The following is a 22,622-nucleotide window of genomic DNA, read 5'->3' as shown; positions in this document are numbered from 1 at the left end:
ACCGACCCATGGATTCCGCAACCACCCCGATGACCCCCCAGGCCCTGGCCGACCATGTGCGCCTCGGCATGCTGGCCCACGACCGCGCCACCCGTGCGCTCGGCATGGAGATCACCAGCATGGAGCCGGGCCACGCCACCATCACCATGGCCGTGCGCGCCGACATGCTCAACGGTTTTGACACCTGCCACGGCGGCTACATCACCACGCTGGCCGATTCGGCCTTTGCGTTCGCCTGCAACTCGCGCAACACCATGACGGTGGCCTCCGGCCTGTCGGTGGACTTTCTGGCGCCGGGGCGCGAGGGTGACGTGCTGACGGCGCGCGCGGTCGAGGTGTCGCTGGCGGGCCGCACGGGCGTGTACGACGTGGTGGTGACCAACCAGCGCGGTGAGTCCGTGGCAGTGTTCCGCGGGCGCTCGTATGCGATCAAGGGCCGCCCCACCGTGGCGCTGCCGGCGGCCTGCGGCGCCACGGCGCCTGAGGCGCACTGAGCGCCACCACCTGCCCCCACAACAACAGACCCCTCAGGAGACAAGCCCATGCCAGTGCGCCAACCCGCCCCCGGCGATCTGGAAGCCATTGAAACCGCCAGCCGCGACGAGGTGCAGGCCCTGCAGCTGCAGCGCCTGCGCTGGACGCTGCAGCACGCTTACGACAACGTGCCGCACTACCAGCGGGCCTTCGATGCCAAGGGCGTGCACCCCAACGACCTCAAGCAGCTGTCCGACCTGTCGAAGTTTCCGTTCACGGTGAAGAAGGACCTGCGCGACAACTATCCCTTCGGCATGTTTGCCGTGCCACGGGAACAGGTGTTGCGTGTACACGCATCGTCCGGCACCACCGGCAAGCCCACGGTGGTGGGCTACACCCGCAAGGACATCGACAACTGGGCCGACCTGGTGGCGCGCTCCATCCGCGCCGCGGGGGGGCGCGCCGGGGACATGGTGCACATCGCCTACGGCTATGGCCTGTTCACCGGCGGCCTGGGCGCGCACTACGGCGCCGAGCGGCTGGGCTGCACAGTCATCCCCATGTCGGGCGGGCAGACTGAAAAGCAGGTGCAGCTGATCCGCGACTTTCAGCCCAGCATCATCATGGTCACGCCCTCGTACATGCAGGTCATCAACGAGGAGTTCATCCGCCAGGGCGTGGACCCGCGCGAGAGTTCGCTCAAGGTGGGCATCTTCGGCGCCGAGCCCTGGACCGAAGCCATGCGCCGCGAGATCGAAACGAAGTCCGGCATCGACGCTGTGGACATCTATGGTCTTTCGGAGGTCATGGGCCCGGGCGTGGCCAGCGAGTGCGTGGAGAGCAAGGACGGCCCGGTGATCTGGGAAGACCATTTCTACCCCGAGATCATCGACCCGGACACCGGTGAGGTGCTGCCCGACGGCGAAGAGGGCGAACTCGTCTTCACCTCGCTGTCCAAGGAGGCGCTGCCGATGATCCGCTACCGCACGCGCGACCTCACGCGGCTGCTGCCGCCCACCTCGCGCGCGTTCCGGCGCATGGGCAAGATCGTCGGCCGCTCGGACGACATGCTCATCATCCGCGGCGTGAACGTGTTCCCCACACAGATCGAGGAGATCGTGCTGGCGCACGGAAAGCTCTCGGGCCAGTACCAGATTCTGGTGGCGCGCGAAGGCAGCCTGGACAAGGTGACAGTGCGGTGCGAACTGCAGCCCGGTGTGTCCACCGCCGAACGCACCGACATCACCGGCTGGGTGCGCCACCGCATCAAGACCCTGGTGGGCATTTCCTGCGACATCGATGTGCTGAACCCCGATTCCATCGAACGCACGCTGGTGGGCAAGGCCCGCCGCGTGATCGACCAGCGCCCGCGCCCCTGAGAACCCGCAGGCGCGTTGCAACACCCCGTACGAAAGGACTCCGTCATGTATACACAAGCCATGGACGTGTTGGGCAAGGATGGCGCCGACACCCGGCCCGCGCTGCAAAGCTCGGACGAACTGCAGCGGCAGGCGCAGTTTGACGCGCGCATTGACGCCGGAGAGTTCATCGAGGCCAAGGACTGGATGCCCGAGCACTACCGCAAGACGCTGCTGCGCCAGATCAGCCAGCACGCGCACTCGGAGATCGTCGGCATGCTGCCCGAGGGCAACTGGATCACGCGCGCGCCCACGCTCAAGCGCAAGTCCATCCTGCTGGCCAAGGTGCAGGACGAGGGGGGCCACGGCCTGTACCTGTATGCGGCGGCGGAAACGCTGGGCTCCTCGCGCGACGAGATGCTGCACGCGCTGCACACGGGCAAGGCCAAGTACAGCTCCATCTTCAACTATCCCACGCTCACCTGGGCCGACATGGGCACCATCGGCTGGCTGGTGGATGGCGCGGCCATCATGAACCAGGTGCCGATCTGCCGCTGCTCGTACGCGCCGTACGCGCGGGCCATGGTGCGCATCTGCCGCGAGGAGAGCTTTCACCAGCGCCAGGGCTATGACAGCCTGCTGGTGATGATGCAGCAGGGCACCGACGCGCAGCGCGCCATGGTGCAGGACGCCGTCAACCGCTGGTGGTGGCCGTCGATCATGATGTTCGGCCCGCCGGACGACCAGTCGCCCAACTCCGCGCAGTCGATGCGCTGGGGCATCAAGCGGGTCTCCAACGACACCCTGCGCCAGAAGTTCATCGACGCCACGGTGGAGCAGGCCAAGGTGCTGGGCGTGACCCTGCCCGACCCCGACCTGAAGTGGAACGAGGAGCGCCAGCACTACGACTTTGGCGCCATCGACTGGAGCGAGTTCTGGCGCGTGATTGCGGGCGACGGCCCCTGCAACGAAGAGCGCCTGAACGCCCGCGTCAAGGCCTGGGAAGACGGCGCCTGGGTGCGTGAAGCCGCCCTGGCCCATGCCGCCAAGCACGCTCCCGGTGCGCAGCGCGCCGCAGCCTGATCGGGTGATGACGCTGAACTAATTTGAATGAAACTGGCCTTCAGCGCTTATCCCTATTGCGCCAACAGCTATCAATATTGAAGCAACTGTCTCCTGCCTGATTGTCTGGACATTCCATGAACACCTCCGCCCCTACCCCCAACGCGGCTGCCACCGCCCACGAATGGCCCCTGTGGGAAGTCTTCGTGCGCAGCAAGGCTGGCCTGGACCACAAGCACTGCGGCAGCCTGCACGCCGCCGACCCGAAGATGGCCATCCAGATGGCACGCGACGTGTACACCCGCCGGCAGGAGGGCACCAGCGTGTGGGTGGTGCGCTCCGACCAGATCGTGGCCAGCGACCCCGGCGAAAAGGACATGTATTTCGACCCCGCCGAGGACAAGGTCTACCGCCACCCCACCTTCTACGTGCTGCCCGCAGCCGTGGACCACATGTGAGGGGCCGGCCATGCCACAACAAGCCAGCATCGCGATTAGCCGCGACCCCGCCGTGCAGTACCTGCTGCGCCTGGGCGACACCTGCCTGATCCAGGGCCAGCGCCTGGCCGAATGGTGTGGGCACGGGCCCGTTCTGGAGGAGGACATTGCGCTCACCAACATGGCGCTCGACCTGGTGGGACAGGCCCGCGCGCTGCTCACGCGCGCAGGCCAGGCCGACGGCCAGGGCCACGACGAAGACCAGCTGGCCTTCCTGCGCGAGGAGCGGGACTACTTCAACCCCACCCTGGTGGAGCTGCCCCGTGGCGACTTCGCCTTCACCATGGTGAGGAGCGCCATGGTGGCCACCCTGCTCAAGCTGGTGTGGGAGCGCCTGGCCACCTCCAGCGACGCGGAGCTGGCCGCCATTGCCGGCAAGGCCGTGAAGGAAGCGCGCTACCACCAGCAGCACGCCGCCGACTGGGTGGCCCGCCTGGGTGACGGCACTGAGGAATCGCGCCGCCGCACGCAGGCCGCGCTGGCCACCCTGTGGCGCTACATGCCCGAGCTGTTCGTGCCCGACGCGGTGGACGAGGCGGCGCACGCGGCAGGCCTGGGCCCGCGCTGGGCCGACCTGCGCGAGGCCTGGATGGCCGAGATGGCGCAGATCCTGGCCGCGGCCGACCTGGCGGTGCCGCAGGAGTCCGCCTTCCGCAGCACCGGGCGACAGGGCGTGCACAGCGAACACATGGGCTACATCCTGGCCGAGATGCAGCACCTGCAGCGCAGCTACCCCGGAGGTGTGTGGTGATGGTGGAAGCAGCACCGCGCCCTGCCGCACCCGCATCCCCTGCATCCTTAGCTGCGGATGTGGGGGCGCAGTCCGCGCGCGTGCAGGAGGCCTGGCGTGTGCTGGACGGTGTGCTCGACCCCGAAGTGCCCGCCGTGTCGGTGCGGGACCTGGGCATCGTGCGCGACGTGCGCCTGCACGGCGACCTGCTCGACGTGGTGCTTACACCCACCTACTCGGGCTGCCCCGCTACCGAAGTCATCGAGGCCGACGTGCTGGCCGCCATCCACGCCGCGGGGCTCGGCCCGGCACGGGTCACCCTGCAGCGAGCCCCGGCGTGGACCACCGACTGGATCACCCCCCAGGGCCGCGAGCGCCTGCGCGCTTACGGCATCGTGCCGCCGGGTGCCGTGGCGCCGGGCACCGAGGTGCCCCTGCGCTTCATGCCCCGCGCTGCCGCTGCACCGGCCCTGGAGTGCCCGCACTGCGGCAGCCCCCGCACCGAGCGCCTGTCGGCCTTCGGTTCCACGGCCTGCAAGGCGCTGTACCGGTGCCTGGCCTGCCGCGAGCCTTTCGAGCATTTCAAGCCGCTGTGACCCACCTCCCCCAACACCCATGTCTTCCACCGGGAACGCACTGAAAGCCCTGCCATGAGCGTCATCTTCCACCCCCTGCGCGTGCGCTCGATCCAGCCGGACACGGCGGAGTCGGTCATCGTCTCGTTTGACGTGCCGCCCGAGCTGCGCGAGGTGTTCGGCTTCACCCAGGGCCAGTACCTCACGCTGCGCACCGACATTGACGGGCAGGACCTGCGCCGCTCGTACTCCATCTGCGCCGGTGTGGACGACGACGAGCTGCGCGTGGGCGTGCGCAAGGTCAGCGGCGGCGTGTTTTCCAACTGGATCCACACCCGGCTCAAGGTGGGCGACACACTGCAGGTGATGGCGCCACAGGGCCGCTTCTTCGTGCCGCTTCAGCCTGCGGCGCACCGGCATTACCTGGGCATTGCGGGCGGCAGCGGCATCACGCCCATCCTGTCCATCATGAAGACCGTGCTGGCGCGCGAGCCGGCGAGCCGCTTCATGCTGATCTACGGCAACCGCACGCTGCAGTCCACGATGTTCAAGGAGGAGATCGAAGACCTCAAGAACCGCTACCTCACGCGCCTGGTGCTGCACCACGTGTTCTCGGCCGAGCAGACCGATGCGCCGCTGAACATGGGCTTTGTCAACCGCGAAAAGCTGGCGGAGTTTCTCAAGGCACTGATTCCGGCACAGCGGATCGACGAAGCCTTCATCTGCGGCCCGTTCCAGATGAACGACGAGGCCGAGGCCGCGCTCATCGCTGGCGGCGTGCCGGCAGAGCGCATCCATGTGGAGCGCTTTGGCATTGCGCTGCCGGCGGGCGGGCAGGTGGGCGCCGTGGTGCACGAATCCTTGCCCGGCGATGCCCAGCATGCGCGCATTGCCATCGTGCGCGACGGGCTGCGGCGCGAGTTTGCGTTCAGCAAGGACCAGCCCAGCATTCTGGATGCCGCCTCCGCCGCGGGGCTGGAGGTGCCGTTCTCGTGCACCTCCGGCGTGTGCGGCACCTGCCGCGCCAAGTGCATCGAGGGCGAGGTGCGCATGGAGCGCAACTTCGCGCTCGACAAGGCCGAGGTCGCGGCGGGTTTTGTGCTGACCTGCCAGTGCCGGCCGCTGACGCAGAACGTGGTGCTTTCCTTTGATGAGCGCTGAGATGGGGCAAGATCGCCGCCCCGTCACCCACTGAATGCAGAGGAACACTGTCCATGGCCCGAGGGCGCTCTCCCGGATACGAAGATCAGCGCGAAATGATCCTGAACCAGGCCGCCGCACTGTTTGCGCGGCGTGGCTACCCTGCCACGTCGATGAACGAGGTGGCGGAGGCCTGCGGGCTGTCCAAGCCCACGCTGTACCACTATTTCAAGGACAAATACCACCTGCTGGTGCACATCACCGAGGGCCACGTCTCCCGGCTGCAGGCGCTGGTCGAAGAAGTGCAGGCGCAGAACCTGCCGCCCGAGGCGCGTCTGCGCACGCTGATCCAGCGCTTCGTGCAGGAGTACGCCGAGGCCCAGCACGCACACCGCGTGCTGACCGAGGACGTGAAGTTCCTGCAGCCGGAAGACCACGAGCGTGTGCTGAACAAGGAGCGTGCCGTGGTGGCCGCCTTTGCCGACGCGCTGGGCCAGATGCGGCCCGACACCGAAGCGGCAGGCCTCACCAAGGCGCTCACCATGTTGCTGTTCGGCATGATCAACTGGATGTTCACCTGGCTGCGCCCCGATGGAGAACTCGACTATGAAGCGATGGCCCCCATTGTTGCGGACCTGTTCTTCGGGGGCGTGCCCGCCGTGCGCACCGATGGTGCTGCCGCACGGTCCGCCCCATGACGCCTGCGCGCCTCACGGGTTTTCACTTAATCGAATGCATTAGACATTGGTGAATTTGTTGCCTAAGATCAAAAATTCCGTTTAGATAAATTTGTTTATCCATAACGAATTTCACCGCGGGGCGGCGCGGTGGAGTTATGACGGTGCCGAGCCTTCCGCAACCATTCCAACCCAAGGAGACAAACCATGAAAAAACGCAATCTTTTCCCCCTGGCCATCGCTGCGGCCGCCGCGCTGGCTTGCAGCGCAGCGCTGGCCGACATCAATGTCGGCGTCACCGTCTCCGCCACGGGGCCTGCAGCCTCGCTGGGCATTCCCGAGAAGAACACCATCGCGCTCATGCCGCGCACCATTGCGGGCGAGAAGGTGAACTACATCGTGCTCGACGATGCATCGGACACCACCACCGCCGTCAACAACACCCGCAAGCTCATCAGCGAAAGCAAGGTGGACATCATCCTGGGCTCCAGCACCACGCCCAATTCGCTGGCCATGATCGACGTGGCTGCCGAGGCGCAGACGCCCATGATCTCGATGGCCGCCTCGGCCCGCATCGTCGAGCCCATGGACGCCAAGAAGAAGTGGGTGTTCAAGACGCCGCAGAACGACATCATGATGTCCACCGCCATCGTGGACCACATGGCCGCCTCGGGCGTCAAGACCGTGGCGTTCATCGGCTTCTCGGACGCGTACGGCGAAGGCTGGCACCAGGAGTTCAGCAAGGCGGCCGCCGCCAAGAACCTGCAGATCGTGGCCAACGAGCGCTATGCGCGCACCGACACCTCGGTGACCGGCCAGGTCCTCAAGATGATCAGCGCCAAGGCCGACGCGGTGCTGATCGCCGGCTCGGGCACCCCGGCCGCGCTGCCGCAAAAAACGCTCAAGGAGCGCGGCTACACCGGCAAGATCTACCAGACGCACGGCGTGGCCAATGCCGACTTCCTGCGCGTGGGCGGCAAGGATGTGGAAGGCACGCTGCTGCCCTCGGGCCCGGTGCTCGTGGCCGCGCAGCTGCCGGACAGCCACCCCGTCAAGAAGTCCGCCATGGCGTATGTGGAAGCGTATGAAGCCGCCCACGGCAAGGGCAGCGTATCCACCTTCGGTGCCCACGGCTGGGATGCGGGCGCGCTGATGACGGCTGCCGTGCCTGCCGCGCTCAAGAAGGCCAAGCCCGGCACGCCCGAGTTCCGCGCCGCGCTGCGCGATGCGCTGGAACAGATCAAGGAAGTGCCCGGGGCGCATGGCATCTTCACCATGTCGCCCGATGACCACCTGGGGCTCGACAACCGCGCCCGTGTGATGGTGAAGATCGAAAACGGCACCTGGAAGTACCAGCCCTAGGCGACGTTGAACAGGTCTCCGCGATGGTGCGCGCCCTGGTTTGGGATGGGCTGCAAGGCGCAAACCGCAGCCATAGCCGATGCTATGGCGAGGATTTGCAACGCAGCAGACCGCACAAGGCAGGGATGCGCGACACGCGAGGGACTTGTTCAGCGTTGCCTTCGCTCCCCCCTGAGGCGCTGCGCGCCTTCCCCCCGGAGGGGGGACGCTCCCAGCGCGGCGGGGCGGCCCTTGCGCGGGAGCACTGGCCGGGGCCGCGCCGGACGCGTGGGGCGGGGCTCCTATTGGCTTATGGCTGCCAAAAATTCGATAAAAATGGCTGCTAGCGCTTTATGGTAAAGCGCTGACAGCTATCAAATTAGTAGTAAAAGCCAGTTGATCCGCTTCTGAACGAAAGCCGAATATGGATTTGCAGATCGCCCTGTTGCTGGGGCAGGACGGCATTGTCAACGGCGCCATCTACGGGTTGATGGCGCTCGCGCTGGTGCTGGTTTTTTCCGTGACCCGGGTGATCTTCATCCCGCAGGGCGAGTTCGTGGCCTTCGGTGCGCTCACCATGGCCATGATGCAGGCCGGGCGCGTGCCCACCACGCTGTGGCTGCTGCTGGCACTGGCGGCGGTGGTGCTGGTGGTCGAAGCCTGGCGCTGGAAGGCGGGTGCCACGGTCAACTGGCCCGCCACGCTGGTGTGGTGTGTGGCGCTGCCCGCCGTGGCGGCGGTGCTGGCTCTGGGGGTGCGGCCCACGTCGCTGGCGCTGCAGGCGCTCACCGCGCTGGTGCTGATCACGCCGATGGGGCCGCTGCTGTACCGGCTGGCGTTCCGCCCGCTGGCGGATGCCTCGGTGCTGATGCTGCTGATCGTGTCGGTGGCGCTGCACGGTGTGCTGGTGGGGCTTGGCCTGCTGTTCTTTGGCGCCGAGGGTTCGCGCACGCCGCCGTTCTGGGACGCGCGGTTCGATCTGGGGGGCATCCCGGTGTCGGGCCAGTCGCTGGTGGTGCTGGGGGTCACGCTGGCCCTGGTGGTGCTGCTGTTCGTGTTCTTCGGGCGCTCGATGGTGGGCAAGGCCTTGCGCGCCACGGCCATCAACCGCGTGGGTGCGCGCCTCATGGGCATCCCCACCGAGCTGTCGGGTGACGTGAGTTTTGCGCTGGCGGCGCTGATCGGCGCCATCTCGGGCCTGCTGATCGCGCCGCTGACCACGGTGTATTACGACACCGGCTTTCTCATCGGCCTCAAGGGCTTCGTAGCCGCCATCGTCGGCGGTCTGGCGAGCTACCCGCTGGCGCTGGCCGGCGCGTTGCTGGTGGGGCAACTGGAGTCGTTCGCCTCGTTCTGGGCCAGTGCCTACAAGGAGGTGCTGGTGTTCACATTGATTGTTCCGGTGTTGTGGTGGCGGTCGCTGAACAGCCACCATGTGGAGGATGAAGAATGAGCGCGCCCCTGAATGCACCCGCCACTGCCCGGGCGGCAGCGCCGGCCCCGCGCGGCGTGGTCACGCGCGCCCAGCTCACGCTGGCCTGCGTGGCGCTGCTGGCCCTGTCCTGGGGCTGGCTGCCGGATTTCACAGTGGTGGTGCTGTCCAACATCGGCCTGTTCGCCCTGGTGGCGGCGGGCCTGGTGATGCTGACCGGCGTGGGCGGCATGACGTCCTTCGGTCAGGCCGCGTTTGTGGGCATCGGCGCCTATGCCACGGCCTGGGCTTGCACCGCGCCCGGCCCCGCACAGGCGCTGGGCGCCATCGTGGGCGCGCAGGGCCTGCCCTGGGCGGGCCTGGCCCTGGGCCTGGTGCTGACCGGGGTGGTGGCCTGGGCGCTGGGGGCCGTCACGCTCAAGCTGTCGGGCCACTACCTGCCGCTGTGCACCATTGCCTGGGGGCTCTCCCTGTACTACCTGTTCGGCAACATGCAGTTCCTGGGCGGGCAGACCGGTATCACGGGCATCCCGCCGCTCATGTTGGGCACGTTCTCGCTGGCCTCGCCGCGGGCCATCGGCGTGCTGATCTGGGCCGTGCTGCTGGTGGCCTTGTGGCTGCTGCACAACCTGCTCGACTCGCGCGAAGGCCGCGCCATCCGCGCGCTCAAGGGCGGGCGGGTGATGGCCGAATCCATGGGTGTGGACACGGCCCGCTACCGCATCAAGCTCTTCGTGCTGGCGGCGCTGCTGGCGGCCATTTCGGGCTGGCTGTATGCGCACATGCAGCGCTTTGTCAGCCCCACGCCGTTCAACCTGAACATCGGCATCGAATACCTGTTCATGGCCGTGGTGGGCGGCGCCGGGCATCTGTGGGGCGCGGTGCTGGGCGCCACGCTCATCACCCTGCTCAAGGAAAAGCTGCAGGACATCCTGCCCAGCCTGCTGGGCACCAGCGGCAACTTTGAGATCATCGTGTTTGGCCTGCTCATGGTGCTGGTGCTGCAGCGCTTTGCCGATGGCCTGTGGCCCACGCTGCAGCGCCTTTCGGCCCGCTGGCTGCGCGCGGGCGCCCCCCGCGCCGCGCGCACGGCCGCCGCGCTGGTGCAGCGCACGCTGCCCGCTGCCGGCACCACGCTGCTGCAGGCCCGCAAGGTCACCAAACGCTTTGGTGGTCTGGTGGCGAACAACGCGGTGTCCATGGACGTGAAGGCCGGCGAGGTGCACGCGCTCATCGGCCCCAACGGCGCCGGCAAGAGCACCTTCTTCAACATGATTTCGGGCGTGGACGACGCCACCGAGGGCGAAGTGCGCCTGATGGACCGCGCGATGCTGCGGCGTCCGTCGCGCGAGTTTGCCCGCCTGGGCATGGCGCGTACCTTCCAGCATGTGCGCCTGCTGGGGCAGCGCAGCGTGGTCGAGAATGTGGCGCTGGGCGCCCACCAGCGCGCGCGGCGCGGCTGGATCGCCTCCATGCTGCGGCTGGACCGGGCCGAAGAGGCGGCCCTGCTGGCCGAGGCGCGCCGCCAGATCGAGCGCTGTGGCCTGGGTGCGTTTGCCGATACGCCCGCCGCATCGCTGGCGCTGGGCCAGCAGCGCATCGTGGAGATCGCGCGTGCGCTGGCGGGACAGCCGGCCATCCTGCTGCTGGACGAACCCGCCGCCGGCCTGCGCCATCTGGAAAAGCGCGCCCTGGCCGACCTGCTGCGCCAGCTGCGTGCCGAGGGCCTGGGCATCCTGGTGGTGGAGCACGACATGGAGTTCGTGATGAACCTGGCCGACCGCATCACGGTGCTGGAGTTCGGCACCGTGATCGCCGAAGGCACGCCGCACGACGTGCAGCGCAACCAGCGTGTGCTGGATGCCTACCTGGGCGGTGGCGACGATGAGCCACAGCCGCCGGCCGCGCCCGCTGTCGCCCCTTCTTCTTTGACCCCCACCCCCGGAGCCGCAGCATGAGCGCCAGTGCCCCCACACCCCTGTTGCAGTTGCAGGACCTGTCGGTGTCCTACGGGCCGGTCGAGGCGGTGCACCAGGTGCAGCTTTCCGTGAACGAGGGCGAGATCGTCACCGTGATCGGCCCCAACGGCGCCGGCAAGACCACGCTGCTGTGTGCGGCCATGGGGCTGCTGCCCTCCACGGGTTCCATCAGCCTGGCGGGCGAACGCATCGCGCGCCCGAGCGTCGAGGCCATGGTGGCGCGGGGCGTGGGCCTGGTGCCTGAAAAGCGCGAGCTGTTTGGCGACATGTCGGTGGAAGACAACCTGCTGCTGGGCGGCTTTTCGCGCTGGCGCAAGGGCCAGCGCGACCAGGCCGAGCGCATGGAGGAGGTGTTCGCCATCTTCCCGCGCCTGCGCGAGCGGCGCCCGCAGCTGGCGTCCACCCTCTCGGGCGGCGAGCGGCAGATGCTGGCCATTGGCCGGGCGCTGATGGCGCGCCCGCGCCTGCTGCTGCTGGACGAGCCCTCGCTGGGCTTGGCGCCGCTGATCGTGCGCGAGGTGCTGCACGTGGTGTCGTCGCTGCGCGAGCATGGCGTGTCGGTGTTGCTGGTGGAGCAGAACGCCCGGGCCGCGCTGCGCGTGGCCGACCGCGCCTATGTGCTGGAGATGGGCGCAGTGGCGCTCACGGGTGCCGCCCAGGACCTGCTGAGCGACCGCCGCATCATCGATACCTACCTGGGCATCGGCGGCACGGCGCACACCGAGGCGCCGGAACCCGCCTGACACGGCGGGCACTCGTCACGTCCAAAAAAATTGCATCAAATCGGGCTCCAGCGCTTATCCATAAAGCGCTGGCAGCTCTCAATTCAGTAGCAAACGCAGTTGCGTTCAGGCGCGCAGCACACCCGCAGCCCTCATCGTCACGCCGCCGCGTGCACGGGCGCCACCGGGGCGATCGCAGCGGGTGCCGTGGGGCTCTGCGCCGTGTGGCCCTGGGCGCGCCCGCGGGCCAGCGACAACGCTTCGGTCAGGATGTCCTGGTCACCGATGTGGTTGGCCAGCAGCAGCACCAGCCGCGCATTCATGGCGTGGCTTTCTTCGGTGGACAGGCCTTCGTGCGCGGCGAGCAGCGCCTCGTAGAAGTCATCGCTGGCCTGCAGGTGGGGTTGGGTGATCAGCATGGGGGGGCTCCGCAGTTCATCGTGCTCATCCGGCGGCGGCCATGGCGTGCGCCAGGGCCTGGCGCACCTGCGTTTCGCTGGCAGCGCGCCAGCGTGCACACAGGTGCTGGTCGGGCCGCACCAGCACCATGGTGCCGGGCCGGGCGTCCAGCCGCTGCGTGACCAGGCCCTGTGTGTCCTGCACGTCGTGCACTTCGGTGCCAATCTGCAGCACCCTCACCTGCGGCAGGCTGCGGGCCCAGGCGGGCGCCGTGCCGAATACCAGCAGCGTGAAGTCCGGCCCCAGCGTGCGCAACAGCCAGCCAGGCTGTCCGTCGCACACCACGGGGGCATCCAGCAGCACGGCACCCGGCACCTGGGGGCCGGAAAAGTCATCGTCGCAGTCGGGCGTGTTGAGCGGTGAATGGCGCAGCGTGGTGGGCACCGACAGCCGCCCGCTGTTGACCATGCGGCGCGCAAACGGGTGCTCGCGGGCCAGCTCCAGCACGGCTGCGCGAAAGAGGTGGCTGATCGCGCTCTTGGGCGTGATGAAGTCGGTGGCGCGGGTGGAGTTGCGGATGTTCTCGTCGGCGGCGAACTCGCGTTCGGGCCCGTAGGTGGCCACCAGGGCATCGGGCGCCAGGCCTTTGAGTACCCGGTCGAGCTTCCACGCCAGGTTTTCGGCATCCTGCACGCCGCTGTTGGCCCCGCGCGCGCCAAAGGGCGACACGCCGTGCGCGCTGTCGCCCGCAAACACCACGCGGCCGTGCACAAAGCGGTCCATGCGCAGGCAGGCAAAGGTGTAGACGCTGGCCCAGTCGAGCGTGAACTTCACGCCCGGCCCCAGCAGCGCCTGCACGCGGGGGAGGATGTTCTCGGGCTTCTTTTCTTCGTCCGGGTCGGCGTCCCAGCCGAGCTGGAAGTCAATGCGCCAGACGTTGTCGGGCTGGCGGTGCAGCAGCACGCTCTGGCCGGGGTGAAACGGCGGGTCGAACCAGAACCAGCGCTCGGTGGGGAAGTTCACGTCGCTGTCCAGGCGCACATCGGCGATCAGGAAGCGGTCGTGGAAGATGCGGCCCTTGCTCTCCAGGCCCATCAGCTGGCGCAGGGGCGAGCGCGAGCCGTCGCACGCGGCCACCCACTGCGCGTCGATCGCGTAGTCGCCCTCGGGCGTGTTCACGGTGAGCAGCGCCCCGTCGGCACGCGGCGCCACAGCGGTCACCTTGTTGTGCCAGCGGATGTCGATGCCCGGCAGCTGCAGGGCGCGCTCCACCAGGTAGGCCTCGGCGTAGTACTGCTGCAGGTTGATGAAGGCTGGGCGCTCGTGGCCCTCCTCGGGCAGCAGGTTGAATTCGAAAACCTCGTCGCTCTTGAGGAACACGCGGCCCACGTTCCACGAGACGCCCTTGTCCACCATGCGCTGGCCCACGCCCAGGCGGTCCCAGATCTCCAGCGTGCGCTTGGAAAAGCAGATGGCGCGCGAGCCGATGGAGAGCTTGTGGTCGTTGTCCAGCACCACCACACGCTGCCCGCGCTGGGCCAGGTCGATGGCCAGAGACAGACCCACCGGGCCCGCGCCCACGATGACGACGGGGTGCTGCGCGGGTGTGGCACTGTCCTGGTCGGGCGAGCGCACGTAGCCGAAGTCGATGGCTTGCACCTCGGCGCCGCTGGCGTGGAAGGCCTCGGGGGGAATGTCTCGGGGGTTCATGGTTGGACGACTTCCTATCTCTATCTGTGTGTTCGATCGTTGCCTGTATAGAGAACCGACTTGTGAAACTGGCGCGACCCAGGCCAGGGCAGCCAAGCAAGGGCCGCCCCGCAGCGAGGGCTGCGTCCCCTTTCCCGAATCTCGCAGCGGTTCGAGAGAAGGGGGAAGGCGCGCAGCGCCTCAGGGGGTTGTTCTCTGCCTAACCCTCCAAGGCTTTCCACATCGCCACATCGCGCTCTGCCGTCCAGATGCGGGGGTCAGGGTATTGCGTGGCCTCGTCATACGCGCGGGTCACATCAAACGGCATGCAGTGGTTGAAGATCACCCACTGCCCGTACTTGGGCTGCAGCTTCGCAAACGTGGCTTCGTACACCTTGCGCAGGTCTTCGCCCTTGGCAGCGCTTTCCTTCACGCTCTCGTACAGGTCGCTGATGAAGGCGCGCGTACCTGCCAGGCCCGCCTGCACCTGCTCCGGCGTCTGCAGCGCCGCGCCCCGGCCGGGCACCAGCTTCTCGGGCTTCAGGGCGGCGATGTTGTCCAGCGTCTGCGGCCAGTCCTTGAAGTACGCGTCGCCCGCATAGGGCGTGGCGTCAAACTCCACCAAGTCGCCGCTGAACAAAATCTTCTCCTGCGGCAGCCAGGCCACCGTGTCGCCCTTGGTGTGGCCCCGGCCCAGCTGCAGGATCTGCACTTCGAGCTTGCCCAGCCACAGCGTCATCTTCTTGTTGAAGGTCATCGTGGGCCAGGTCAGGCCGTCGGGCACGCTTTCCACGTTCTGGAACAGGCGCGGGAAGCGGCCGATCTCGCTGTCCTTGTCGAACTGCCCGCGCTCCACGATCAGGTCGCGCGTGTCTTCGCTGGCAATGATGTGCTCCGCCCCGTAGGCGCTCGCGCCCAGCACACGCACCGCGTGGTAGTGGGAGAGCAGCACGTATTTGATGGGCTTGTCCGTCACCTCGCGAATGCGGCGGATCACGTCCTGCGCCATCACGGGCGTGGCCTGGGTGTCGATGACCATCACCGCGTCATCGCCAATGATGATGCCGGTGTTGGGGTCGCCCTCGGCCGTGTACGCATAGGCGTGGTCGGAGAGCTTGTCGAAGCTCACGTTCTTCACTTCAAGGTCGGCGGCGGAGGCAAAGGTTTTGGTCATGGCAATATTCGTTATTGATGAATGCGTTTATCTAAACAGAATTATCAGGATGGTAGGGTCAAAATTCGCGAATGTCTAATGCATTCAATTAAGTGAAAACCCGAGGGGCGAGCCGGGCCGTCAACCCATGGACAATCGGGGCGATGGTCACCTCACTTTCTGCCATTCCCACCCTTGACGACGAAGACACCCCGCGCACGCCGCGCGGCATCCAGAGCGTGGAGGTGGGTGGCCAGCTGCTGAAAGTGCTGGCCCGCACCGGCCGGCGCATGGCGCTCAAAGACCTGGCCCGCGCCGCCGACATGACGGCCGCCAAGGCCCACCCCTATCTGGTGAGCTTTGGCAAGCTGGGCCTGATTGAGCAGGACACGGTGAGCGGCCACTACGGCCTGGGCCCGCTGGCCATGCAGCTGGGCCTCATCAGCCTGCAGCAGGTGGACCCGGTGCGCCTGGCCATTGCCGAGCTGCCCGCGCTGGCCCAGCGCATTGGCCACACCGTATCGGCATCGGTGTGGGGTGACAGCGGCCCCACCGTCATCCGCGTCGAGGAAGGGCCCACCGCCGTGTATGTGGCCATGCGCCACGGCACCACGGCCTCGATGAGGCACACGGCCACGGGCAAGGTGTTTGCAGCCTTCGGTCCGCGCGAGCGCGTGGCAGTCGCACTGGCCGCCGAGGGCTTTGCCCAGGCGCTGGACGAGCCGGCGTTTGCGGCCGAACTGGAGGCCGTGCGCACCCACCGCCTGAGCGTGGTGGCCGACCAGCTGCTGCCGGGCATCAGCGCCCTGGCCACACCGGTCTTCGACGGGTTCGGGCAACTGGTGCTGTGCCTGGCGGCCATCGGGCCGACCGCGACGCTGCCCACGGGCCCGGGCAGCCCGGTGGCCCGGCATCTGCGCGATGCAGCCCAGGCCCTCTCGCAGCGGCTGGGGGCGCTGGCGGCGGAGGCTTAAAACCGGTTCGTGGGCCCGCTCAGCGGCTGGCCTGCGCCAGCGCCTGGTCAATGTCCCACAGGATGTCCTCGACGTCCTCGATACCCACCGACAGCCGCACCATGTCCGCGCTCACGCCCGCGCGGGCCAGTTCCTCTTCGCTCAGCTGGCGGTGTGTCGTCGATGCGGGGTGGATCACCAGCGTCTTCGCATCACCGATGTTGGCCAGGTGGCTCAAGAACTCGCAGGCGTCGATGAATTTCTCGCCCGCTGCGGCCCCACCCTTCACGCCAAACGTGAGGATGCCCGAGGCGCCCGGCGTGCCGTCCACTGCACGGAACTGCTTTTGCGCCAGATCGAAATACGGCGAATCCGGCAAACCGGGGTAGTTGACCCACGCCACCTGCGGGTGGCTCTGCAAAAACTTCGCCACGGCCAGCGCGTTGCGGCAGTGCTCGCGCATGCGCAGGTGCAGGGTTTCGGCGCCCTGCAGCAGCTGCCAAGCGTTCATGGGCGAGAGCACGCCGCCAAAGGTGCGGTTGACCTCCATGCGCGCCTTCATGGTGTAGCCGAAGTCGCCAAAGGTCTCGTAGAACTTCACGCCGTGGTAGGCGCGGCTCGGCTCCACCATCTCGGGAAACTTGCCGTTGTCCCACGGGAACTTGCCGCCCTCCACCACCACGCCGCCCATGGTGGTGCCGTGCCCGCCGATGTACTTGGTGGCGCTGTGCACCACGATGTCGGCGCCCAGGGCCAGCGGGTTGCACAGGTAGGGGCTGGCCACCGTGTTGTCGATGATGAGCGGCACCCCGTGCGCATGCGCCACCTCGGCCACGGCTGCGATGTCGAGCACGTTGACCAGCGGGTTGCCGATGGTTTCGCCATACACGGCGCGGGTGGTGGGGCGCATGGCGCGCGCAAAGTTCTTGGGGTCGGCCGGGTCCACAAACGTGGTCTCGATGCCCAGACGGCTGAAACCCACGCCCAGCTGCCCCACCGTGCCGCCGTAGAGCGTGCTGGCCGCCACGATATGGTCGCCGGTTTTCAGAATGGCCAGCAGCGCCGCCATCTGCGCGGCCATGCCGCTGGCACAGGCCAGTGCGGCACGGCCGTTTTCGAGGCTCGCAATGCGCTCCTCGAACACCGCCACCGTGGGGTTGCTGATGCGGCTGTAGACGTTGCCAAAGGTCTGCAGGTTGAACAGGCTGCTGGCGTGCTCGGCGTTGTCGAACACAAAGCTCGTCGTCTGGTGGATGGGCGTGGCGCGCGCGCCGGTCACGGGGTCGGGCTGGGCGCCGGCGTGGATGGCGCGGGTGCCAAAGCCGAAGTCGCGGTCGGCGCCGGAGGTGGGGGTGTCAGACATGGTGGAGTGGGTGCCAGAATTTGAATGAAATTGGCCTCTAGCGCTTGATGGGTATGCGCTGGAAGCTATGAATTTGCTAGTAAGGAAGTTGGCGCAGGCGCTTGGCGGTGATCACCCGCGTGTTCACGCCCATCCAGCCCAGGCCGCCAAAGAGGCGTGCGTGTTCGATCTTCACGCAGCGGTTCTGGATCACCTGCAGGCCTGCCGCCTCGGCGCGCAGGCCTGCGGCCTCGTTGAACACGCCCAGCTGTAGCCACAGGCACTGTGCGCCGATGGCAATGGCCTCGTCGGCCAGTGGCGGGATGTCCTCACTCTTGCGAAAGCAGTCCACCATGTCGATGGTCTGGCCCTGCGTTGCCAGGGCGACGGCCGCCTCGGTCACGCTGGCATAGGCCGTCTCGCCCAGAATCTGCCCGCCGCCCTGCGCCACCAGCGGATTGACCGGCACGATGCGGTAGCCATGCGCCTGCATGTACTTCGCGGCGAAGTAGCTGGGGCGGTGCCACTGGGGCGAAAGCCCCACCACCGCGATGGTGCGGCAGGCGGTGAGCAGGTGGCGCAGGGTGCTGATGGTGTCGGGGGTGTGGAGCATGCGCGCCAGTGTACGCAGGCCGCTGGCGGCGGTGCGCAGGCGCGCAAGGCATACGCCCCCGTAAACGACAACGCCGCGCAGGGCGCGGCGTTGGGGGAATGGCAGGCTGGCGGCACGGTGCCGCCTGGTGCCCAACCGTCAGAACCTGTGGACCACGCCCACGCCCAGGGTGTTGGAGCCGGTGGTGCTGCGGATGGCCTTGGCTTCGTCGTTCAGGCCGCCATAGGCCGCGTAGAGCATGGTGCGCTTGGACAGGTAGTAGTTGGCGAACAGTTCGTAGGCCGTGGCGCCATCGCGGGCCGGGTTGGGGTTGTCCGTCACGCGGGCAATTTGCGCGCCCACCATCAGTGCGCCCAGCGGCACGGCCACGCCGAAGCCGAAGCCCTTGCCGGTGGTGCGCGACTCGTCCTGCGTGTACAGCGCGCTCACCTGGACCGCGGGGAAGTCGTAGCGCGCGCCCACAGCAAAGCCGGTGCGGTTGTTGGCGCCTTCGGCCATCTTGCTCTGCACGGCGGCGCCCACGGTCAGCGGGCCGCTCTTGTAGCTGGCGGCCAGCTGGTAGGACGACTTGCGCGTGTCGGCAGCCGGTGCTGCGGGTGCTGCGCCGCGGTCTTCCTTCAGCAGGACCGCTGCGCGGGCCTGGAAGCCGCTGAAGTTGGGCGAGGTGTACTGGAACTGGCTGTTCTGGCGGTTGCTGCCCAGGTTGCCGTCGGCGCGCAGGTCCACGTTCTTGAGCGCCGAGCTCTGGTTGGCGGTGCCGTTCAGGTCGAACGTGCCCATGGTGCGGGCTTGCGGGGTGGTCATGCGGCCCATCTCGAACGTGCCAAAACCGCCGCCGATGCCCACCAGGGCGGCGCGGTTCCAGGTGTTGGCGGTGGTGCCGCCGGTTTCCAGGTTGACTTCCTGTTCGAAATTGAAGATGGCCTTCAGGCCGCCACCCAGGTCTTCCGTGCCGCGCAGGCCAATCATGGAAGTTTCCTTGTAGCTGCTGATCATTTCCGACTTGCCGCCAAACACCTTGCCCAGGCCGGCATCGCCGCGCCCGTACAGGGTGACGCTGGATTGGGCCGAGGCCAGGGTGGTGACGGTGCCCAGCACAGCCAGGGCAATCAGGGATTTTTTCATGGGGGTCAATTCCGGTGGTTGAAGATGCAAGCGCAGGGGCCCCGCAACGCTGACCGGGGACTTGGGATCGCAACCACCCCACCAGAAGCTATGCACGACCCCAAGCCTCCAGCTCGCAAGAGAGGCCGGTGGCTTGCAGCGATTACAACTGCCGAATATGACACTTGAAAGAAACCGTGAAATACCGCAGAAAAGTCAATTGGTTAAAACCCGATTCGCCGGAAAATTTGGTGAATTTGTGTTACGGCTTTCCCGGCGCGCCTGGGCCGTGAACTGCTCGGGGCAGGCAGACGCCGCCTGGTGCACCACCGGACGTGCGGCAGCAAGTGCGGCGCACAGACCTCAGGCTGGTGACTTGTACTTGATGCTGCACCCGTACGGCGCCGTCGTCGCGGCCGAGATGGCTTTGCCTGCCAGCGCCTCCGCCAGGCCCACCTTCACGTAGTTGGTGGCCTTTTCGATGTCGGCGGGGCGGGCCGAGGGGATGCTGTCGATGCCGCCCGCATAGATCAGCTGGCCCTGCGGGTTGACGATGTACATGTGGGGCGTTGTGCGCGCGCCGTAGCTCCGGCCCACGGTGCCTTCCTCGTCCATCAGCACGGCGGTGGGGGCGGATTTGCGCTCGGCTTTCCAGGCAGCGAGCTTGGCGGGCTCCAGGTAGTCGCTGCTGGCTTTTTCGGTGGAGTTGATGGACAGCCACACCACGCCTTGGCCGGTGGCGTGTTTCTGCGTGGTGGGCATGTTGCCGCTGTCGTAATGCTTTTTCACGAAGGGGCAGCCGGGGTTGGTCCATTCCAGCACCACGTGTTTGCCCTTGAAGTCCGACAGGCGCACGGTTTTGCCCGACGTGTCCTTGAGCGTGAAGTCGGGTGCGGGCTGGCCCACGGTGGCGGCGGCCTGGGCGCCCAGTGCGACCAGGGCAGCGGTGGCGATCAACGTACGGCGAAGCAGCTTCATGGCGGGGTCTCCTGAAGGGGTTGGCGGGTTGTCGAAGGCGGAAAGGTGTGGGGCAGCGACCTACAACTGCGCAATGGTGGCGCGCACCTCGTCCACGCTGAGCACCTCGGTCAGTACCACCGGCGGCTTGCCGGGGCGGTAGAACACGTACACCGGCACGCCGCTGCGTCCAAGCTGGGTCAGCGCCGCCGTAATGGCGGGGTCGCGGCGCGTCCAGTCAGCACGCAGCAGGGCCACGTTCTTGGTCTGCAGGTCGGCCAGCACATCGGCGTTGGCCAGCGTGGTCTTCTTGTTGTACTGGCAGGTCACGCACCAGGCGGCGGTGAAGTCCACAAACACCGGGCGGCCCGTAGCCACGATCTGCTCGGCCGCGCCGGGTGCCCAGGGCTGCCAGCCGGTGGCCGAGGCCTGCGTGGACGGTGTGGCGGCCTGCGCGGTAGGAATGTGCGTGATGTGGGGCACGAAGGCCCAGACCAGCAAGGACATGGCCGCGATGGACACAGTAGCCATCCACACGCGCGCACGCCCGGCCAGCGACAGGGCCCACACCACCAGCGACAGGCCCACCAGCAGGATCAGCAGCGCACCGGCGCCATCGATGCCGCTTTGCTGGCCCAGCACCCACACCAGCCAGACGACAGTGGCCAGCATGGGGAAGGCCATCAGCTTGCGGAAGGTGTCCATCCACGCACCGGGGCGTGGCAGGGCGCGCGCCACGGCGGGCACAAAGCTGGCTGCCAGGTACGGCAGCGCCAGCCCCAGCCCCAGCGCCGCAAACACGGCCAGCGCCTGGGGCGCGGGCAGCGTGGCGGTCAGGCCCAGGGATGCGCCCATGAACGGCGCCGTGCACGGCGAGGCCACGGCCACGGCCAGCACGCCGGTGAGGAAGCTGTCTGCCACCGGGTGGCGTGCCTGCAGGCTGGCCACCGACGACGGCAGGAAATGCCCGAGCTCGAACACCCCGGCGAGATTTAGCGCAATGAGCGTGAACAGCGCCGCCAGCGATGCCACCACGGCGGGCGATTGCAGCTGAAAGCCCCAGCCCACCGCCTCGCCCGCCGCGCGCAGGCCCAGCATGAGGGCGCCCAGGGCGATGAACGACAGCACCACACCCGCTGTGTAGGCGATGCCGCTGACACGGTGCGCTCGCCGGTCTTGCGCATGCTGGGTGAAGCCCACCACCTTGATCGCCAGCACCGGGAACACGCAGGGCATGAGGTTGAGAATGAGCCCGCCGAGCAAGGCGCCCAGCAGCGCGGCGGTGAGTGTGAGGGACGAGGCTCCCGAGGCCGACGCGCCCGAGGTTGCCGCCTGCGCTGCATTGGCCTTGAGTGCGGCTTCGAGTGCGGGTGAAACGGTAGCCATGGAAGCTGCTTGCGGCCAGGTACCCAGCACCTTCAGCTCGGCGCGGTAGCCGGTGCGTGTGTCGGGGCCGGTGGCATGTGCGGGCGACTGCTCGGCCAGCACCACGGGCATCACGCTGGGGCTGGCGCTGCGTTGTGCCGACAGGGGAATCTGCGCGGTCCATACGCTGCCGTTCCACGCCTGCTTCCACTGCGCGGCGTTGTCGATGACCTCGGCGGTTTCGGGGAACAGGTCCAGTGTTTTGCCGCGCAGCGCCACGGGCAGGCCCTGCACGCTGACGTTCAGCAGGTTGCCGTCGGCGATCTGCGCCTGGCTGTCGGGCACGATGCCGTTGGTGCCTGCCAGCACGGGTTGGGGCTGGGCCTTGGCGGCCGCCTCGAACGCAGCACCACTCAGCGCCGTGGTGCTCTGGATGGGCAACTGCAGCGTGAATTCGCCTTCTTCGGGAATGCACTCCTTGCGGCACACCAGCCAGGAGGCGCGCAGCTGGATGGTGGTGTTCTGGGCCTGTGGCCCGGGGTTGAAGGTGCTCGCTACGGTGACGGGCACGGGCAGCAGCACCGTGCCTTCGTAGCCATAGTTGGCCAGCGTGCCGATGGGGATCTTCTTGGGCAGGGGCCAGGCGATCTCGCCCGCGTCCAGACCGGCGGGCAGCGTCCAGGCCAGGTCGGTGGGCAGGCCGGAGTCGCCAGGGTTCTTCCAGTAGGTGTGCCACTCGGGCTGGTGGGTGATTTGCAAACCCAGCCACAGCGGCTGGCCGGGCGCCACGCCCTGGGGCGCATGGGCCAGCAGCTCGGCACGCACATAGGGCGTGGTGACAACGCTGGTGCCCTGTCCGCTGGTTTTTGAACTAAATTGGGCGCTGGCGCTTGTCCAGTAAGCGCTAGCAGCTATCAAAAGAAGAGTAACTGCAAGGCGGTGGAACAGGCGGTAGGGCATGGTGCAGTGTGGGAGCGGGGCTGACGGGTTTGGTTCCGGCGCCCAGCGAGCTGCCTGCGGGGCGATCAGACTGGCGGGGGGATTCCCCGGAACCTTCCGC

At 67.5% G+C, this 22,622-nt stretch carries 21 protein-coding genes; 13 read left to right on the top strand and 8 right to left on the bottom strand.

From position 1 onward, the window contains the following. Positions 1-8: 8 nt before the first annotated feature. The 12 genes from paaI (at position 9) to AAFF19_RS20735 (ending at position 12,008) form a co-directional block, all read left to right on the top strand. Entirely contained in the window at positions 9-494 is a 486-nt protein-coding gene (gene paaI, locus AAFF19_RS20790; protein WP_342720924.1) for a hydroxyphenylacetyl-CoA thioesterase PaaI, read from the top strand. A 48-nt stretch (positions 495-542) separates the two neighbouring features. Beyond that, entirely contained in the window at positions 543-1,853 is a 1,311-nt protein-coding gene (gene paaK, locus AAFF19_RS20785; protein ID WP_342720923.1) for a phenylacetate--CoA ligase PaaK, read from the top strand. 45 nt (positions 1,854-1,898) lie between these two features. Then, complete coding sequence (paaA, locus tag AAFF19_RS20780) at positions 1,899-2,915, top strand: 1,2-phenylacetyl-CoA epoxidase subunit PaaA (RefSeq protein WP_342720922.1); 1,017 nt, start codon at positions 1,899-1,901, stop codon at positions 2,913-2,915. 116 nt (positions 2,916-3,031) lie between these two features. Then, positions 3,032-3,352 (top strand): 1,2-phenylacetyl-CoA epoxidase subunit PaaB, encoded by a 321-nt coding sequence (paaB, locus tag AAFF19_RS20775; protein ID WP_008903974.1) that lies wholly within the window; start codon positions 3,032-3,034, stop codon positions 3,350-3,352. A 10-nt stretch (positions 3,353-3,362) separates the two neighbouring features. Further along, on the top strand, positions 3,363-4,142 hold the full coding sequence (gene paaC, locus AAFF19_RS20770) for a 1,2-phenylacetyl-CoA epoxidase subunit PaaC (RefSeq protein ID WP_342720921.1): 780 nt from the start codon (positions 3,363-3,365) through the stop codon (positions 4,140-4,142). After that, complete coding sequence (paaD, locus tag AAFF19_RS20765) at positions 4,142-4,717, top strand: 1,2-phenylacetyl-CoA epoxidase subunit PaaD (protein ID WP_008903972.1); 576 nt, start codon at positions 4,142-4,144, stop codon at positions 4,715-4,717. The genes paaC and paaD overlap by 1 nt, the downstream gene beginning before the upstream one ends. 54 nt (positions 4,718-4,771) lie before the next feature. Further along, on the top strand, positions 4,772-5,857 hold the full coding sequence (paaE, locus tag AAFF19_RS20760; protein ID WP_342720920.1) for a 1,2-phenylacetyl-CoA epoxidase subunit PaaE: 1,086 nt from the start codon (positions 4,772-4,774) through the stop codon (positions 5,855-5,857). Between the two features lie 53 nt (positions 5,858-5,910). Beyond that, positions 5,911-6,534 carry a TetR/AcrR family transcriptional regulator gene (locus AAFF19_RS20755; protein WP_342720919.1) on the top strand — a complete coding sequence of 208 codons (624 nt, stop codon included), beginning with the start codon at positions 5,911-5,913 and terminating at the stop codon, positions 6,532-6,534. A gap of 186 nt (positions 6,535-6,720) precedes the next feature. After that, positions 6,721-7,875, top strand: coding sequence for an ABC transporter substrate-binding protein (locus AAFF19_RS20750; RefSeq protein ID WP_342720918.1), 1,155 nt, complete (start codon positions 6,721-6,723; stop codon positions 7,873-7,875). 403 nt (positions 7,876-8,278) lie between these two features. Then, positions 8,279-9,307: a branched-chain amino acid ABC transporter permease gene (locus tag AAFF19_RS20745; RefSeq protein ID WP_008903968.1), complete on the top strand. Its 1,029-nt coding sequence runs from the start codon at positions 8,279-8,281 to the stop codon at positions 9,305-9,307. Beyond that, positions 9,304-11,244: a branched-chain amino acid ABC transporter ATP-binding protein/permease gene (locus AAFF19_RS20740; protein WP_342720917.1), complete on the top strand. Its 1,941-nt coding sequence runs from the start codon at positions 9,304-9,306 to the stop codon at positions 11,242-11,244. Before AAFF19_RS20745 ends, AAFF19_RS20740 begins: the two co-directional genes overlap by 4 nt. Then, positions 11,241-12,008, top strand: a complete 768-nt coding sequence (locus AAFF19_RS20735) for an ABC transporter ATP-binding protein (RefSeq protein ID WP_342720916.1) — start codon at positions 11,241-11,243, stop codon at positions 12,006-12,008. Before AAFF19_RS20740 ends, AAFF19_RS20735 begins: the two co-directional genes overlap by 4 nt. A gap of 137 nt (positions 12,009-12,145) precedes the next feature. On the opposite strand, the gene AAFF19_RS20730 is transcribed toward AAFF19_RS20735, so the two are convergent. From AAFF19_RS20730 to AAFF19_RS20720, 3 genes are all read right to left on the bottom strand, one after another. Further along, positions 12,146-12,406, bottom strand: a complete 261-nt coding sequence (locus AAFF19_RS20730; protein WP_342720915.1) for a DUF2783 domain-containing protein — start codon at positions 12,404-12,406, stop codon at positions 12,146-12,148. A 25-nt stretch (positions 12,407-12,431) separates the two neighbouring features. Further along, positions 12,432-14,096 (bottom strand): FAD-dependent oxidoreductase, encoded by a 1,665-nt coding sequence (locus tag AAFF19_RS20725; RefSeq protein WP_342720914.1) that lies wholly within the window; start codon positions 14,094-14,096, stop codon positions 12,432-12,434. Between the two features lie 199 nt (positions 14,097-14,295). Continuing rightward, positions 14,296-15,249, bottom strand: a complete 954-nt coding sequence (locus AAFF19_RS20720; RefSeq protein ID WP_342720913.1) for an MBL fold metallo-hydrolase — start codon at positions 15,247-15,249, stop codon at positions 14,296-14,298. Between the two features lie 143 nt (positions 15,250-15,392). Between AAFF19_RS20720 and AAFF19_RS20715 the strand changes: the two genes are divergently transcribed. Then, positions 15,393-16,202 (top strand): IclR family transcriptional regulator, encoded by an 810-nt coding sequence (locus AAFF19_RS20715; protein WP_342720912.1) that lies wholly within the window; start codon positions 15,393-15,395, stop codon positions 16,200-16,202. Positions 16,203-16,221: 19 nt separating this feature from the next. Here AAFF19_RS20715 and AAFF19_RS20710 read toward each other — a convergent pair whose 3' ends face one another. The 5 genes from AAFF19_RS20710 to AAFF19_RS20690 all read right to left on the bottom strand — a co-directional run bounded on the left by AAFF19_RS20710 (position 16,222) and on the right by AAFF19_RS20690 (position 22,522). Then, positions 16,222-17,544 (bottom strand): O-acetylhomoserine aminocarboxypropyltransferase/cysteine synthase family protein, encoded by a 1,323-nt coding sequence (locus tag AAFF19_RS20710; RefSeq protein WP_342720911.1) that lies wholly within the window; start codon positions 17,542-17,544, stop codon positions 16,222-16,224. A gap of 76 nt (positions 17,545-17,620) precedes the next feature. Next, positions 17,621-18,136, bottom strand: coding sequence for a CoA-binding protein (locus tag AAFF19_RS20705; protein WP_342720910.1), 516 nt, complete (start codon positions 18,134-18,136; stop codon positions 17,621-17,623). Between the two features lie 138 nt (positions 18,137-18,274). Continuing rightward, positions 18,275-19,261 carry a porin gene (locus AAFF19_RS20700; protein ID WP_342720909.1) on the bottom strand — a complete coding sequence of 329 codons (987 nt, stop codon included), beginning with the start codon at positions 19,259-19,261 and terminating at the stop codon, positions 18,275-18,277. Positions 19,262-19,603: 342 nt separating this feature from the next. Beyond that, positions 19,604-20,218: a thioredoxin family protein gene (locus AAFF19_RS20695; RefSeq protein WP_182120156.1), complete on the bottom strand. Its 615-nt coding sequence runs from the start codon at positions 20,216-20,218 to the stop codon at positions 19,604-19,606. A 60-nt stretch (positions 20,219-20,278) separates the two neighbouring features. Next, positions 20,279-22,522, bottom strand: a complete 2,244-nt coding sequence (locus AAFF19_RS20690) for a thioredoxin family protein (RefSeq protein WP_182120157.1) — start codon at positions 22,520-22,522, stop codon at positions 20,279-20,281. Positions 22,523-22,622 lie beyond the last annotated feature (100 nt).

This window comes from Acidovorax sp. FHTAMBA, assembly GCF_038958875.1.
Lineage (GTDB): Bacteria > Pseudomonadota > Gammaproteobacteria > Burkholderiales > Burkholderiaceae_C > Acidovorax.
This window is presented reverse-complemented; position numbering and strand designations above follow the sequence as displayed.